The following is a 16578-nucleotide window of genomic DNA, read 5'->3' on the forward strand; positions in this document are numbered from 1 at the left end:
TTTTTAGTCACTGCCCACTGTCACACTCGCTTTTAATGCTTCAAAAGTTTTTTCTCCAATACCGGACACATTTTTCAAATCTTCAATTGTTTGAAAAGAACCATTTTCTTGTCTATAAAGTACGATTTGTTCTGCTTTTTTTTCACCTATTCCAGATAATTGCTGCAATTCGATAGCGTCTGCAAGATTGATATTCACTTTTGTAGCATTTGTATTTCCCTCACTTTCTTTAGGTAGCGTAATCACAGTTTCTTCAATAACAGCTGCTGAAGGTTCTTTGACTGCTTCATTTGTTTCTTCTGATTCTTCTGTTCCGACTTCTGAAATGAATATGACCATTTGATCTGTTAATTTCAATGATAAGTTAACTGGATTCTGATTGGCTTTCTCACTAAATCCACCAGCTAGTTTAATCGCATCAATCAATCGCATATCACTTGTCACTTCATACACCCCAGGAAAGTATACGGCTCCTTTGACATCAACATACATTTTATCTATGAGACTTTCAGAACTTTGTTCCATTTGAATCGAATTTTTTGAACTTTTATTTTCACTTGCCAAATAACTCATCATAGTTGAAGGTTCTTCGACTGCTTTTGCATCTTTAAAAAATAGAAAACTAACCCCTACTATACTGAGAATCAAACAAACAAGCAGACCTATTTCAATCAGTAATCTTTTTTTGACAAACCATTCTTTGCTAGTTTTCAACATCCCCTTACACTCCTTTTCGAGTCCTTCTATAAATACTATGCGTAAAAAAGCTTATTTTCTTTTAAACAGTCGCTTTAATTTATTTTTTTACAAAATTGTAGTATGGTTGAGTAGATTAAAGAACACTATTAAATAAGGGGTGACGAGATGACTATCGGAAAACAAATTGTACTCTATGCAGCTTATGTACTCATGATTGCTGTAAACGCTTTAGCGAACATTCTCCCAATAAACGGTTACCAAACGGGTGAAATCTCAGATATGCATGATGTGTTTTTTACTCCAGCGGGATTCATTTTTAGCATTTGGGGAGTCATTTACTTAGCGCTGTTGTTATGGCTGTTAAGTGTTAGTTTTAAAAAGCAAACTTTAAGTCCTTCACAATACTGGGGATTTTTATTAACTTGTTTACTTAATACGAGTTGGATTTTAGTTTGGCATTTTCTTTTAGACGGTATTGCTTTTATTATTATCTTCTTACTGCTTCTAGCGCTTATCTTTTTATATCAAGCTCAAAAAAAAGCTTCTTCTTCCATGCTCTATCTCATTCCTATTTCACTTTACTTAGGATGGATTATCGTTGCTACAATCACAAATTTCAGTTATTGGTTAGTTGCTAGCGTTGGAATTGAAACAAGCATTCAAACAGTATTAACCTATGCACTCTTAGGTTTGACCACTCTGGTGGGATTAGGAATTATTTTTTATTTAAAAGATTGGGCTATTGTATTAGTATTTGTTTGGGCAATGTATGGGATATTTACAAAAAACTTGCCTGATCACCGTTTAATCGCATTGGTCACAATTGTTTTAGCTGTTATCCTTTTGATAGGAATCATTGCTTCATTCGTCATTAATCGTGGAACAACTAAAAAAAATCCATATCATTTTTAAAAATTCACAAAAAAAGGCTAGGACATTTTTTCGTCCTAGCCTTTTTTCTTATTCGTTCATTTCATTTTATGGGATTATAAGCCTTCTAAATAATCAATTGCATCTTGAAATGTTTTAACAGGAACTATTTTCATTTTTGTATCAATTTTTTTTGCCGCTTTGAGGGCTTCTTGATAGTTAGAAGTCATATCAGGGTAATTGGCTTGAATCACTGGATCAATGGTATCATCTGGTGCAAAAAAGATTGATGCGCCTTCTTTGCTAGCTGCTACAACTTTTTTATCAATTCCACCAATGCGACCTATTGTTCCATCTGGTGCTATCGTTCCTGTACCCGCAATTTCATGACCATCGCGCAAATCTTCACCAGTTAATTGTGTATATATCTGTAAAGCAAACATAAAACCAGCTGACGGGCCTCCAATTTCTCCAGCATCTATAGCTACCGGGATATCTGTTTCAATTGAAGTGTTGTCTACTAAAGAAATACCTAAACCCGCTTTTTTAGTTTCGGGCATTTCCATCAATTTACCTGATGTTGTGTGTTTTTTACCATCGCGCTCATAGGCTACTTCAATTTTTTGATCAATGCTTTGTTGTTGAACATAATCAATAAATTCAGCAGAACTAGCAAACGTTTGCCCATCAAGCGAAAGAATGGTATCCCCAACTTCTAACTTATCGTCAAAATCAGAACCTTCTAAAATTGACATAATATAAACTCCATTGTAACTCAGCTGATAGGATTCTTCAGCTGCATCATAGGCTAATTCAATAGCTGAATTAATGGAACTAGTCATATAATAATGTTGCAAATTTGTATATTCTGCATCAGAAGTGCCTGTTCCATAAAGCTCTTCTTTGGTTAGCCCTTCATGAAAAGGCAAGTATCTCATAAAATACGTCAATGGAGTAGCTCTGCGAATAGCAACTGTCGTCAACATAAAATGACCAGCTTCTTGATCTGTTTTATTATTGACTTTTACTAATTCGTTTAGCTGAACCGCCGAGCCAGGTCCTTCTATATAATAAGGAATTGGCACAAGTATTCCTAAAAGAATCACGACAATTAGTAAAATAAACAGGTCTTTCCGTTTCTTTTTTCCCTTAGCGTTCATTCCATTCACCCTCTGTATGCATAAATTTATCCATCATTTGCGTTTATTTTTGGTATTTTATTTTTATGGCTTCATTAACACCCGCTGGAACAAGACTAGAAACATCTCCTCCGAACATCGCTACTTCTTTAATTAAGCTTGAACTTAAGAAACGGTATTTCTCATTTGACATTAAAAACATCGTTTCAATATCCTTATGTTGAATTTTATTCATTGTTGCAATCGTCGATTCATACTCAAAGTCCGCATTGTTCCGCAATCCTCTTAATAAAGTTACCGCACCGATTTTCTTTGCTAGATTAACTGTTAGCCCACCACTATGCTCGGTTACACTGACATTTTCAATGTGTTCGACTGCTTTTTTTATAAACGTGATTTTTTCTTCTAAAGAAAACAATGCATTTTTAGTTGAATTAGTTGCAACGGCTATTACAACTTGATCAAATAACTTTGACGCTCTTTCGACAGTGTCTAAATGACCATTGGTAAAAGGGTCAAAACTCCCGGGAAACAAAGCTATTTTATCCATTTGTTTCCTCCTCTTCACTGTTATATTCATACATAACAATCTGACTTGCTCCATAAAATTCTTGTCTAAAAACAGTTGCTGCTCCAATAACCTCTTTCAATTGTGTACGTTTATCTAACTCACAAATGATAATCGCTTTATCATTTAATAATTCAGAATCAATTATTTTTTCAATTTGCTTTTCAATTTCTTGCTTAGCGTATGGAGGATCTAAAAATAAAAGATCGAATTTTTTATTTCCTTTTAATAATGTAATTGCACGATTGGCATCGTTACGATAAACATCAAATTTGTCCGCTTCTTTTGTTACACTAATATTTTCTTTGATTGTTTTAATAGCTAGCGGATCTTGATCAATTAACACTGCTTTTTCCATCCCACGAGAAACAGCTTCGATAGCCAATCCGCCACTTCCAGCAAATAAATCCAAACAAACTCCGCCGTCAAAATAAGGACCAATGATATTAAAGATAGATTCTTTCACTTTATCCGTCGTTGGTCTCGTATTGTTTCCAGGAACAGCCTTTAATTTTCTGCCTCCGTATTCACCTGTAATAATTCGCATCTTTAAACTTCCTTTCGTTTTTCAATTTACCGATTTAAACAGAAACATCTTCCATAAAACTAAATGCTAAACAAACCGATGTATCTATCGATTTGTTTAGCATTTATGATTAAAAAACGGTTTCTTTAGAATCGCTATCTTCACTCTGCTCTTTACTAGCACTTTTGTTTTCTTTTCCAAAAAAATCTTTAAAATCCAAATTAATAAAGGGTCTGTATGACAATTCTACTTTTCGAACAAAATGAAGTTCTGCTAGCTTTTTTTGTGTCATTTCTACATCCGCTTGATTAATATACATCACAACATATTTCATTCTCCGAGAAGCATAATGAATCAACCCAAAACGTTTAAGTGTTTTAAAGTGTCTTAGACTGTATACCCAAACAATGATTCCTTGTCTTTCATTTGTGGCTAACTCCATATCTTCCCTCCTCTTTTATTAAACTTTTATTCTTTAGACTAAACCTATTTTTTAATGAAGAATGAGTAAGATATCCTCATCACGATACGCTATGCCAATCTCTACCATTTTTTCATCCATTAGAAAATTCCGTTCAGTTTCAAGTGTGAACCAATTTGTTACCAACCAAGTCATATCCGTTTTCTGATTTGAATACAAAACCCGAACTTCATTTAGTTTCAAATCGGTTTCTTGTAAAGTGAGTTCTATTTGGTCACTAGTGAGCGATTGAATCTCTTGATCTACTTTATCTTGATTAGGTGCACGTTCATCTTCAAGGATAAATGTTTCAATAGAAGCAGAATCACTCGTTTCAGGTTCACTAGAACTTGTCGATTCAGCAGAGTTGCTTTCTTCTGTTTGACGAGACAGCTGCGCTTCATGATCAACAAAGATGTTTTGAGCAACTTCAGATAAAGCATCACTTTGACTCAAAGCAGGCAGCTCATACCTTTGACGCAAGATATTTACTATCTCATATACTTGATTTTTATTGGCTTCACTAATTGCTTGTTGCTTTGCTTCATCCATTTTAATAGCAGCGTTTTTACTGGCTACAGAACCATTATCATATACGCCTAACTGAAGTAAAGATGCAGCATCCAAATAGCGAACTGCAGTAATATTGTTTGTCGAACGATCCATCATTAATACCGCAAATGTTTGATTATCAAAAGCAATGAGCGGTCGATAGTTCAAATCTCTTTCTGTTAATTCCAAAGTCACTTGCTCATCTTGGCTCTCTACAGTATAAGTTGGATAAAAACTAGCAATTTGAAATACCTCTGTAATAGACATGCCAATTTTAAAGGGCGCAACATCTAAATTAGATCCCAATGCAAATAAATTCGTGATTACGCCGTTTTTTACTCCTAATTGAATATAGTCCGTTTCATCTTCCCCAAAAATCCACTGTTCCTCATCGTAACTAGTCGGATCTTTTCGACTTGGCTCACCAAACTTTCCGGTGAAATTTTCGACTTTTTGCCCTATATAACTGCCTAAACCTGAAATTGGCAGTTGTTCAGGCTTTAAATCCGTTGTTTGATAGTCAAAAGAATCCGATTGAATCGATTCACTTTCTTCTTTTGGCGTGATAATATCAGCTGGATTTTTGGAAATAATTTCTGGTAGCCAGTAAGTGGCACACAGCATAATAATAACCAAAGGCAAGGCTCTTAAAAAGGTCTTCACTCATTTAGCCTCCTCAATTTGGTAGCTAAAGTATTCTAAACTACAATTTCTTCTATTTTAACAAGTCAGCTTTTATAGTCCATTAGTCTACTTAAGATTTATTTAACTTTTATCTCAATTAATAAATCTCCTGTTTCAATAACATCATCATTAGTAACGTAAATTTGATCAATGATTCCTTCCACATTTGCTTTAATAGTTGTTTCCATTTTCATGGCTTCCGTTATAATGATTGGTTGTCCCAGAGTTACTCGTTCTCCTTTTTGAACTAATACATCTAAGACAGAACCTGGCATAGTAGCACCAACATGTTCTTTATTAGTCGGCTCTGCTTTTTTACGAACAGCTTTTGTACTTGTAATACTGTAATCTTTTACGACTACTTCTCTACCCTGGCCGTTTAAATCGAAGTACAAAATACGCATACCTTCAGAATTAGGTTCGCCTATTTGATTCAGTTTTATAATCAAGGTTTTTCCTTTTTCAATTTGTACTTCGATCGATTCACCCGTACGCATACCGTGGAAAAATGTCATCGTATCTAACAATGTTACCTCACCAAAAGTTTCAAGATTGTTTCGATACTCCAAGAATACTTGCGGATACATGATGTAACTAAGAACATCTTCTTCTGTTGGCTCTGCTTCTATTTTTTCAGCTAATTCTTTTTTAACCTCATTAAAATCAACTGGTTTAGCTAAACTACCAGGACGAACGGTGATGGGCTCTTTGCCTTTTAAAACAATGCGTTGCAGTTTTTCAGGAAAACCGCCTGTCGGTTGACCTAAGTCTCCCATAAATAAACTGATAACCGATTCAGGGAAATCAATAGTCATGCCTTTTTCATAAACATCTTCTTCTGAAAGTTTGTTTTGAACCATAAACAAGGCCATGTCTCCAACGACTTTTGATGAAGGCGTTACTTTAACGATATCGCCAAACATTTTATTAACCGTCGCATACATCCCTTTGATTTCATCCCATTGTTCAGCTAGACCGATGGCTTTAGCTTGTTGTTGTAGATTAGTGTATTGTCCACCTGGCATCTCATGTTGATAGACTTCAGTCGAAGGTGCACTGATACCTACTTCAAAATCACTGTAAAGCGAACGAACATCTTCCCAGTAGTGATTGATTTGTTGAACATTATTAATGTTGATATCAGGAGCTCTATCCGCATTTAGCAATGCATAATACAAACTATTCATGCTAGGTTGGCTAGTTGCTCCACTCATAGCACTCATAGCCACATCTACAATGTCCACACCAGCTTTTACAGCTGCCGCATAGGTAAAGATACCATTTCCACTCGTATCATGCGTATGCAAGTGAATTGGGACATTTACTGTCTCTTTTAATTCACTAATCAGTCGATAAGCAGCTTGAGGCATTAATATTCCTGACATATCTTTTACTGCAATAATATGAGCTCCTTGGTTTTCCAATTCTTTGGCCATATCTTTGTAGTATTCTACTGTATATTTGTCTCTTGAAGGGTCATTGATGTCTCCAGTATAGCAAATAGTTGCTTCAGCAATCTTGCCATTGTCACGAACACTTTGAATGCTTTTTTCCATTTGTTGAATCCAGTTCAAACTGTCAAAAATACGGAATACATCTATGCCATTTTGAGCTGCTTTTTGGATAAATGCTTCAATAACATTATCTGGATAATTCTGGTATCCAACCGCATTTGAGCCTCTAAACAACATTTGAAATAACGTGTTCGGCATTTTTTTACGCAATTTTTCTAATCTTTCCCACGGATCTTCATTTAAAAAACGGTAAGCTACGTCGAAAGTCGCTCCACCCCACATCTCTGAAGAAAATAATTGTGGAATTCCTTTTTGCGTCTCTTCAGCAATGTTTAAGAAGTCTTGTGTTCGCACACGAGTAGCTAATAAACTCTGATGAGCATCTCTGAACGTCGTATCCGTCAACAACACTTCATTCTTGCTTTTGATCCACTCGACTACTGCATCTGCACCATTTTTATCTAGTATATTTTTTGCACTTTCATAATCATTATTTAACAACACTAATTTAGCTGGTTTTCTTGCTGGCTCAAAGAATTTTTTATCTCTTTTTTCAATTCCTGGAAATCCATTGACAGTAATATTTCCAATATAATGCATCGTTTTATTTCCACGGTCTCTAACCTTAGAAAACTTAAACAACTCAGGTGTAGTATCAATAAAAGTTGTTTTGGCTTGCCCAGATAAGAACACTGGATGAGAAATTACATTTTGCATGAATGGAATATTCGTTTTCACACCACGAATACGGAATTCTTTTAATGAACGAGCCATTTTTTGAACAGCTAATTCAAATGTTGATGCTTGGACACAAAGTTTAACCAGCAACGAATCAAAGAAAGGCGTTACAACAGTTCCCTGAAATCCATTTCCTGAATCCAAACGAATACCAAATCCACCTGGAGAACGGTACGTATTGATTTTACCTGTATCTGGCAGGAAATTATTCATAGGGTCTTCAGTTGTGATACGACATTGGATGGCTGCGCCGATTAACGGAATATCCTTTTGTTGTGGGATATGAATATCTTTGTGCAAGTCTTTGCCTTGAGCGATTAATATTTGTGCTTGAACGATATCGATTCCAGTGATCATTTCAGTAATCGTGTGTTCAACTTGAACACGAGGATTCACTTCAATAAAGTAAAAGTTTTCGCCTTCTAATAGAAACTCGACAGTTCCAGCATTTACATACCCAACATGCTCCATCAATTGAACAGCTGATTCACACATTTTCATTCTTAGTTCATCTGAAATAGAAACACACGGTGCTACCTCAACAACTTTTTGATGACGACGTTGCACAGAACAATCTCTTTCATATAAATGAACGATATTGCCGTGAGTATCTCCTAAAATTTGAACTTCGATATGTTTTGGATCTTGTATATAACGTTCGACATAAATCTCACCACTACCAAATGCAGCTTTAGCTTCACTTTGTGCTCTTTCAAAACTATCTTTCACATCAGCTTCTGTTTTGGCAACACGCATTCCGCGTCCGCCTCCACCAAGAGCCGCTTTGATAATAATAGGATATCCGTATTGTTTTCCAAAGGCTTTAACACCTTCTAAATCAGCCACAGGACCATCCGACCCTGGAATAGATTGAATTCCAGCCGCAATAGCTGCTTCTTTAGCTTTTATTTTATCTCCGAAAATATCTAAATGATGCAATTTTGGACCAATAAAAATAATGCCTTCTTCTTCACAACGTCTAGCAAAATCAATGTTTTCAGATAAAAAACCGTATCCTGGATGAATGGCATCTGCTCCTGAATCTTTTGCGATACGAATCAAGTCTTCAATGTCTAAATAAGCATCGATTGGTTTCTTTCCTTTTCCTACTAAATAAGCTTCATCGGCTTTAAAACGATGAACGGCACCTTCATCTTCTTGTGCATAGACTGCTACCGTTTCAATTGTTAATTCTGTTAAAGCTCTAAAAATACGAATCGCGATTTCACCGCGGTTAGCTACTAATACTTTTTTCACTTTCTCACTCCTAATCCTTGTATTTCATTACCCGCTTAACAGGCTTTTTAAGCTTATTTACATTTAAGAAAATTGACACACTAACTATTTTTTAACGTTATTTTATTTAGATTGCTTTCTTTCTAACTCTTGTTGCCTATTCTTTTTATCTATTGCACTTACGTTTAGTACTAAGCCAATTGAAATAGTCAATACAATCGTACTTGACCCTCCATAACTAATGAATGGAAAAGTCACTCCCGTTATGGGCATCAAGCCGATAACTCCGCCTAAATTGACTAATCCTTGAACTAATAACATAGTAGCAATTCCAATACAAATAAGCGATCCAAAAGAATCTTTTGCACGAATACCGACTAGATAAATACGTAGAATCAATAATCCGAATAACCCAACAATAAGGAAAACACCAAATAATCCTAATTCTTCTCCAATGATAGACATAATAAAATCTGTATAGGGTTCTGGCAAATAACCAGTTTTTTGAATACTTTCCCCTATTCCTACTCCAAAAATACCCCCGCGCTTTAATGCATAATAAGAATTGACTAATTGAAGCCCAGCACTTTCCGAAACAGCAAAGGGATCCCAAAAAGCTAAAAAGCGATCGTATTGATACTCTTCAAGGAATGGTAAACTCATTCCAAATACACGCACAAGCCCAAGTATTCCTCCAATTAAAGCCACTCCTACTGTTCCAACAGCAGCTGCTAATTTTGTAGAAACCCCACTTGCTAAAATCATAATCGTTCCAGTAACGAGTAAAATAGCTGCCCCACCTACATCGGGTTGCAAAATAATTAACAATATATAAAAACCAAACAGTGTTAACGGTGGTGTTACCGTTTCTTTAAAGTTGTGTACTAGCTGATTTTGCTTTTTAGAAAAAATATAAGCAAAATACCAAATAACAACTATCTTTGCAAATTCAGCTGGTTGAAAACCAAACCCCAAAATATAAATCCAACCTTTTGCTCCTTTTGTTACTGTACCAAAGAAAAACAAGTAGACCAACAGCAGTGCAATAACCCCACTAGCAACAATTAAAAAACGTTTATTTTTTAATAGCTTATATTTGAATAAAAAAACAAACAAGCATGTAATTAAACCCAACACAACAAAGAAGGCTTGTCTAGTAAAATAATATTGAGAATTATTGTATTGATTTATAGCAATATAACTACTAGCACTGTATACCATCAAAATCCCTATGATAGATAAAACTAAATAAGGGATGAAAATATAGTAATCAAGATATTTAAATTTTTTCATATTTGCGGCTAAAAGAAGCCTTTAGCCTCCCTTATTCTTTGATTTTATTCATGTATTGGTTACACACTAAGTTATTCGTAACCCATGAAAATTTCTGCAACACTGTTATTATAGCAACAAAATATCTATCCAACAATAACAAAGGGTGCTAATTTAACCTAATGGCCTATTTAATGGAGAATTCCGATAAAAAAGGCTCTATACTTTTTAGTGTGGATAGATGAATTTAGTTCATGCTTAACACTTCTGGAGGAATAGGATTGCTTGTAGCCCTGTAAAGTATTCAATGTGAATGACACAGATTTAACGCTTTAGCGATTAAGCTGTGTTTGAGGCTTAAGACGGTACCAGGGCTCTTACAAGCAAATCCTGCTATTCTGAAAGAATTTTTTGAAGCAGCCACACTATTTGACGAAGAGCCATAAAAAAAAGACAGTTTTCCAAAAGGGGTTAGCCACTTTTGGAAAACTGTCTTTTAATTTTTAGTTTTGTGAAGCTTTGTTTTTCTTAGCAGATTTTTCACGTTCGTTTTTGTTTAAGACTTGTTTACGTAAACGAACACTTTCAGGTGTAATTTCACAATACTCATCATCACCTAAGAATTCTAATGATTCTTCAAGTGTTAAATGACGAGGTGCTTTGATTACGTTAGTTTGGTCTTTATTAGCAGAACGGACGTTAGTTTTTTGTTTAGCTTTCGTGATGTTAACAGTAATGTCATTTTCACGAGAGTTTTCTCCAACGATCATTCCTTCATAAATTTCAGTAGATGGTTCAATGAAGATCGTTCCACGGTCTTCAACACCCATGATACCGTAAGTTGTAGTTTTACCCGTTTCAGTTGAAACTAAAGCTCCATTACGACGGCCACCAATTTTAACTTTTAAACGTGGCAAGTATTGATCAAATGTGTGGTTCATGATTCCGTATCCGCGAGTCATTGAAAGGAATTCAGTAGAATATCCGATTAATCCACGAGCTGGTGCTAAGAATGTCAATTTAACTTGGCCATTCCCATTATTAACCATGTCTGTCATTTCACCTTTACGAGCGCTTAAAGATTCAATAATTGAACCCATGTATTCTTCTGGAGTATCAATTTGAACTAATTCAAACGGTTCACATTGAACACCATTAAAGTCTTTTAAGATAACTTCTGGACGAGAAACTTGCAATTCGTAACCTTCACGACGCATGTTTTCAATAAGGATTGCTAAATGCAATTCTCCACGACCTGAAACGATCCATGCATCTGGAGAATCAGTAGGATCAATACGTAATGAAACATCGGTATGCAATTCTGACATTAAACGTTCTTCAATTTTACGTGAAGTTACCCATTTACCTTCGCGACCTGCGAAAGGAGAATTGTTTACTAAGAAAGTCATTTGTAATGTTGGTTCGTCAATATGAAGAATTGGTAATGGATCAACGTGGTCAACTGGTGTAACCGTTTCTCCAACAAAGATATCTTCCATACCTGAAACAGCAATTAAATCTCCTGCTTTAGCTTCTTGAATTTCGATACGATCTAATCCAAAGAATCCGAAAAGTTTTGTTACACGGAAGTTTTTAGTTGATCCGTCTAATTTACTCAATGTTACAGAATCTCCAACTTTGATTGTTCCACGGAATACACGTCCGATACCAATACGTCCAACATAGTCATTATAATCTAATAATGATACTTGGAATTGTAAAGGCTCTTCAGAATTATCGATTGGAGCTGGGATTTCTTTAATAATTGTATCAAAGATGTAATCCATTGTTGGTTCTTGATCATTTTTGTCATCTGATAAACTAGTTGTTCCGTTCATTGCTGAAGCGTAAATAACTGGGAAATCTAATTGATCATCATTTGCACCTAATTCAATAAATAATTCTAACACTTCGTCAACTACTTCTGCAGGACGAGCTGAATCTTTATCGATTTTATTTACAACAACGATAGGAACAACATTTTGTTCCAAAGCTTTTTTCAATACAAAACGTGTTTGAGGCATTGTTCCTTCATAAGAATCGACAACTAAAACTACACCATCAACCATTTTCATAATACGTTCAACTTCTCCACCAAAGTCAGCATGTCCTGGTGTGTCCAAGATGTTGATATTAGTGTCTTTGTATTTAACAGCTGTGTTTTTAGCTAAAATTGTAATTCCACGTTCTTGTTCGATTGCATTTGAATCCATTGCACGTTCACCCATTTGATTACGTGCATCTAATGTATCTGATTGTTTTAATAGCTCATCAACTAGTGTTGTTTTACCATGGTCGACATGGGCAATTATGGCTACGTTTCTAAGGTTTTCTCTTCTTTTCATTAATGTATTCCTCCAAGATTCTTCTTATTATTTCAATGCTACTGAATCGCTATCTACGAATAAAAAAATTGTTCAATACTTTTCTGCACTTGAACTATCCATAAGTTTTTTGCAATTCTTTGATGAAAACGCATTGAAAACTTATGAAGACAACTATCAACTTGTCTATTCTAACACTTAAATATCCATTTGAAAAGAAAAAAGACGGGATAACTGCAACTTTTTTACTGAAAGCGATTTATTCATTAAGTAATTCACATATAACTTTTCCCATTTGAATTTAACAAATCAACGATTTCCTGATGTGCTGTAGGAGTGGCAACTAATGAAGGGTTTTTTTGCAATAAATCGATTTTATCCCCATTTAACTTTGTGTAAACCAATCCTACCTCTTCAGCAATTACTTTACCAGCAGCGATATCCCACGGAGCTAGCGAGGCTGCCAAGTACGCGACTAAACGTCCTGAAGCAACATGAACTGTTTCGATACCAGCTGAACCGATTAATCGCACACCTGAACTTGCTCTACCAACAGTTCTAGCCAAACCTGTTTCTTCTGACATAAGGGCACTGCTGATAGCCACAAGTCCTTCTTTTAAAGAAGTATCTTTAATAGGAGAGAGTTGCTTTCCATTACAGGAAGCTCCTTCACCTACTTGGGCAGCATACAATTTGTCTTGCATTACATCATAGATGTATCCTAACTGACCTTCTCCATTTTCATAAACGGCTATCATAATAGCAAAGTCATCCTGTTGTTTGATAAAATTCAGTGTCCCATCGATAGGATCAATAATCCATACTACTCCATCTAAACTATGAACAGCATCTCCAAAGCCTTCTTCTCCCAAAATCCGTTCTCCAGGAAAAAAATGATGAATCTTTTCAATAAAGTGTTTTTCAATAGCTTTATCCATATTTGTTACTAAATCATTTCGATTTGATTTTTGTTGAATATCTAATTCTGCATCAAATGATTTTTTGATTGTTTCAGCAGCTTCATAAATCCATTCTTTTATCAGTTGATTTCTTTCTTTAAATTGATTCAAAAAATTCACTTCCTATCAAAAGTAATTTGTTTTAGTCTACCAATAAAATCAACTAAAATACAAATAGTCTATCTTTCAATTAAGTGGATTCTCTTTTTTGTAGATGTTTTCGCCTCTTTTACTACCCGGTAAAGAGAGTAATTTGAAAGTGCTTCAAACTTATTGCCCCATCTTTTTTCCTCTCCAATAGCAGGAATAACTTGTTTAAATTTTTTATACTTCATTAAAAATTCTTCTCGGTCAATTTCTTTTTCATAAGCCAATTCTACCATGCGCCAAATATTTACTACACTTTCCATTTGTTCTTTTGTCCAATCATAATCAATTGGATAACTATAATTTTTATCCATTTTACCCTCCATATTTTAGCCTTGTTCTATCCAATCCAACTGAGTTCTAATTTCTTTAGCAATTGTCAGCAAGTCTTTTTGCTCTGTATCAGAAAAGTTCAACCCAACAAGTTGTCTTATTCCACTTTCTCCCAATAATACAGGCACTGATAATGGGATATCTTTCATTTCTCCAATATCCATAAGATGAACAAGAGGAACCACTGCTTTTTCATTAGTTAAAATGAATTGTACTAATTTAAGCACTGCGGTCGCAGTTGTCACTGTTAATTCACTATTCTCGTTCGTTAGATTCTGTTTATTTAGTTTTTCTTCAATCTCAAACATATTTTCTTGACTGATAGCAATACTTGGGTCCATGATTAAACCTAGCAATGAATTCCCACCAATGCTGGAACGACTCCAAGCTGCAATTTTTTGCGTAGGTTTTCTTCCTCCAATAATATACCCTTTTACATCACAAAAAGAAACTTCTAATGTATCACTCAATAATTTTTGAAAATAAACCGTATCGATGTAAGTCCCTATTCCAAATATTTTGGATTTAGGCAAGCCGGAAAATTTCCATACTAAATATGTAAATAAATCATTCATCTCATTTGCTACTAAAAAAAGTCCATTAAACCCTGAAGCCATTATTCGATTAACTATTTTACGCACCAACAATATGTTTCTTCTAATATACTCAGATTCCGGTTCATTTTCAAGTCGTGTCTCTCTAGCCGTTAAAATCAGCATTTTAGCTTCTGAAAAATCTTTCTCAGTAGCAATTTTCAGTTTGTTCGTAGAAAACAATTCAGAAACATAGTGCAAATCATCGACTTTGTCATCTTGTTGAGATGAAGAAGGAAACAAATAAATTTCTTCCAATTGTAAAGCGGTCATACTTAGCAAACAAAGCTGATATGCAGTATCATCCGATCCCACTACTATTATTTTTCCATCACTTTTCATCTTTACTCCCCCAGTGCCTTGCTTCGTTTTAGTTGTTTAGCGAGCTTTATTAACTAGTATACCAAAATACATCATTCAAGTGGCAATAAGATACCTACTGTTTTTTAGAAATTAAAAAGAGCTTCTCACTCTAAAATAGAATGAGAAGCTCTTTTTCAGTATGGACACATCCTAATTGGAACAATTAAGATAACTATCTAAAAGTAGATTTTTGATTAAGCGTGAATTGGAAGACCCAATGCTAATTCAGCAGCATCCATAGAAACTTCAGCTAATGATGGGTGTGCATGAATAGTTGAAGCAATATCTTCTGCAACCATTCCTGATTCAACTGCTAAAGCAAGTTCAGCAATTACATCACTAGCACTCACACCAGCGATTTGAGCTCCTACAATAATACCTTCATCTTTAGTAGTTACTAAACGAACAAATCCTTCAGTAGCATTTAAAGACAATGCACGTCCATTACCAGCTAATGGGAATTTAGATGTTTTCACATCTAATCCTTTTTCTTTAGCTTCTGCAGCTGTATAACCAACAACTGCTAGTTCAGGATCTGTAAAAGCAACAGCAGGCATAGCTCTGTAATCTATCGCAACTTTTTTGCCAGAAATAGCTTCTGCAGCAATTTTAGCTTCGTAACTAGCTTTATGAGCTAAAGCTGCTCCTGGAGTGATATCTCCAATTGCATAAATATTCTTAACGTTTGTACGACCTTGAGCGTCAACTTTAACAAGTCCACGTTCATTCATTTCAACACCCGTTGATTCTAAACCAAGTTCATCTGTATTTGGACGACGACCAACTGTTACCATTACATAATCAGCTTCAATTGTTTTTTCTTCGCCTTTCACTTCATAAGTGACAGATACGCCATTTTCAGTTTCAACGGCTTCTTTAGCCATTGCATTGTTTTCAATCGTAACATTTTTCTTTTTAAAGTTATCTGTTACTAATTTAACCATGTCTTTTTCGAATGTTGGTAAAATAGATGGTGCAAATTCAAGAATCGTTACTTCTGCTCCTAAGTTTGCGTAAGCTCCAGCTAATTCACTACCAATATATCCGCCACCAACTACAACAAGTTTTTTAGGAACTTCTGGTAAAGCCAATCCACCAGTTGAGTCAATCACACGTTTACCAAATTTGAAACCTTTGATTTCAATTGGACGACTACCAGTTGCAACAATTGCATTGTTAAATGAATACGTTTGTGCAGCTACTTCAGTCATTACACGTAAAGTATGTTCATCGTTGAAGTAAGCTTCACCACGAAGAATTTCTACTTTATTTTTTTTCAATAAACCTTCAACACCTTTAGTTAAAGATGCTACAACTTTATTGTTTTTCCACTCTTGAGTTTTAGCAAAATCAAGAACCACGTTTTCAGCAGTTACTCCAAAAACAGAAGAATCTAAGGCGTCTTGATAGTGGTGTCCAGCACTGATAAGTGCTTTAGAAGGAATACATCCAACGTTAAGACAAACGCCACCAATATACTCTTTTTCTATGATGGCAACCTTTTGTCCCATTTGAGCAGCACGAATAGCTGCTACATAACCTCCGGGACCTGAACCAATAACAACTGTGTCTAACTCTATTGCGAAATCTCCTACTACCAT

Annotated in this window: 13 protein-coding genes and 1 pseudogene; 1 reads left to right on the forward strand and 13 read right to left on the reverse strand. The window is 35.2% G+C overall.

The window, feature by feature from the left end; all coding sequences use genetic code 11:
* Positions 1–3: 3 nt before the first annotated feature.
* Positions 4–717, reverse strand: coding sequence for a helix-hairpin-helix domain-containing protein (locus CAT7_RS04630; protein ID WP_007722511.1), 714 nt, complete (start codon positions 715–717; stop codon positions 4–6).
* Positions 718–864: 147 nt separating this feature from the next.
* Between CAT7_RS04630 and CAT7_RS04635 the strand changes: the two genes are divergently transcribed.
* The gene (locus CAT7_RS04635) at positions 865–1611 is read left to right on the forward strand and encodes a tryptophan-rich sensory protein (protein ID WP_007722513.1); all 747 of its coding nucleotides are present in this window, start codon (positions 865–867) and stop codon (positions 1609–1611) included.
* Between the two features lie 74 nt (positions 1612–1685).
* Here the strand turns inward: CAT7_RS04635 and CAT7_RS04640 are convergent, their stop codons facing one another.
* The 12 genes and pseudogenes from CAT7_RS04640 to lpdA form a co-directional block, all read right to left on the reverse strand.
* Positions 1686–2729: a SepM family pheromone-processing serine protease gene (locus tag CAT7_RS04640; protein ID WP_007722514.1), complete on the reverse strand. Its 1044-nt coding sequence runs from the start codon at positions 2727–2729 to the stop codon at positions 1686–1688.
* Between the two features lie 43 nt (positions 2730–2772).
* Entirely contained in the window at positions 2773–3258 is a 486-nt protein-coding gene (gene coaD, locus CAT7_RS04645; protein ID WP_007722515.1) for a pantetheine-phosphate adenylyltransferase, read from the reverse strand.
* Positions 3251–3826: pseudogene (gene rsmD, locus CAT7_RS04650) on the reverse strand (16S rRNA (guanine(966)-N(2))-methyltransferase RsmD); the annotation flags it as partial. The pseudogene rsmD and the gene coaD, both read right to left, overlap by 8 nt.
* A gap of 106 nt (positions 3827–3932) precedes the next feature.
* Positions 3933–4244 carry a YlbG family protein gene (locus tag CAT7_RS04655; protein ID WP_007722517.1) on the reverse strand — a complete coding sequence of 104 codons (312 nt, stop codon included), beginning with the start codon at positions 4242–4244 and terminating at the stop codon, positions 3933–3935.
* A 51-nt stretch (positions 4245–4295) separates the two neighbouring features.
* Complete coding sequence (locus CAT7_RS04660) at positions 4296–5477, reverse strand: CAP-associated domain-containing protein (RefSeq protein ID WP_007722518.1); 1182 nt, start codon at positions 5475–5477, stop codon at positions 4296–4298.
* 98 nt (positions 5478–5575) lie between these two features.
* Positions 5576–9007, reverse strand: a complete 3432-nt coding sequence (locus CAT7_RS04665; protein WP_007722520.1) for a pyruvate carboxylase — start codon at positions 9005–9007, stop codon at positions 5576–5578.
* A gap of 102 nt (positions 9008–9109) precedes the next feature.
* Positions 9110–10279, reverse strand: a complete 1170-nt coding sequence (locus CAT7_RS04670) for an FtsW/RodA/SpoVE family cell cycle protein (RefSeq protein WP_007722522.1) — start codon at positions 10277–10279, stop codon at positions 9110–9112.
* 482 nt (positions 10280–10761) lie between these two features.
* Positions 10762–12603, reverse strand: a complete 1842-nt coding sequence (gene typA, locus CAT7_RS04675) for a translational GTPase TypA (RefSeq protein ID WP_007722523.1) — start codon at positions 12601–12603, stop codon at positions 10762–10764.
* 254 nt (positions 12604–12857) lie between these two features.
* Positions 12858–13661, reverse strand: coding sequence for an inositol monophosphatase family protein (locus CAT7_RS04680; RefSeq protein WP_155860438.1), 804 nt, complete (start codon positions 13659–13661; stop codon positions 12858–12860).
* Positions 13662–13720: 59 nt separating this feature from the next.
* Complete coding sequence (locus CAT7_RS04685; protein WP_007722525.1) at positions 13721–14002, reverse strand: UPF0223 family protein; 282 nt, start codon at positions 14000–14002, stop codon at positions 13721–13723.
* A 15-nt stretch (positions 14003–14017) separates the two neighbouring features.
* Positions 14018–14956: a lactate/malate family dehydrogenase gene (locus tag CAT7_RS04690; RefSeq protein WP_007722526.1), complete on the reverse strand. Its 939-nt coding sequence runs from the start codon at positions 14954–14956 to the stop codon at positions 14018–14020.
* Between the two features lie 215 nt (positions 14957–15171).
* A complete protein-coding gene (gene lpdA, locus CAT7_RS04695; protein WP_007722527.1) occupies positions 15172–16578 on the reverse strand; it encodes a dihydrolipoyl dehydrogenase in 1407 nt (468 codons plus the stop codon).

The organism is Carnobacterium sp. AT7 (assembly GCF_000171855.1).
GTDB lineage: Bacteria > Bacillota > Bacilli > Lactobacillales > Carnobacteriaceae > Carnobacterium_B > Carnobacterium_B jeotgali.

Coding starts and splice junctions, on each gene's coding strand:
- CAT7_RS04630 (WP_007722511.1), bottom strand. CDS start 717: ATGTTGAAAACTAGCAAAGAATGGTTTGTCAAAAAAAGATTACTGATT.
- CAT7_RS04635 (WP_007722513.1), top strand. CDS start 865: ATGACTATCGGAAAACAAATTGTACTCTATGCAGCTTATGTACTCATG.
- lpdA (WP_007722527.1), bottom strand. CDS start 16,578: ATGGTAGTAGGAGATTTCGCAATAGAGTTAGACACAGTTGTTATTGGT.
- CAT7_RS04670 (WP_007722522.1), bottom strand. CDS start 10,279: ATGAAAAAATTTAAATATCTTGATTACTATATTTTCATCCCTTATTTA.
- CAT7_RS04690 (WP_007722526.1), bottom strand. CDS start 14,956: ATGAAAAGTGATGGAAAAATAATAGTAGTGGGATCGGATGATACTGCA.
- coaD (WP_007722515.1), bottom strand. CDS start 3,258: ATGGATAAAATAGCTTTGTTTCCCGGGAGTTTTGACCCTTTTACCAAT.
- CAT7_RS04655 (WP_007722517.1), bottom strand. CDS start 4,244: ATGGAGTTAGCCACAAATGAAAGACAAGGAATCATTGTTTGGGTATAC.
- CAT7_RS04640 (WP_007722514.1), bottom strand. CDS start 2,729: ATGAACGCTAAGGGAAAAAAGAAACGGAAAGACCTGTTTATTTTACTA.
- CAT7_RS04685 (WP_007722525.1), bottom strand. CDS start 14,002: ATGGATAAAAATTATAGTTATCCAATTGATTATGATTGGACAAAAGAA.
- typA (WP_007722523.1), bottom strand. CDS start 12,603: ATGAAAAGAAGAGAAAACCTTAGAAACGTAGCCATAATTGCCCATGTC.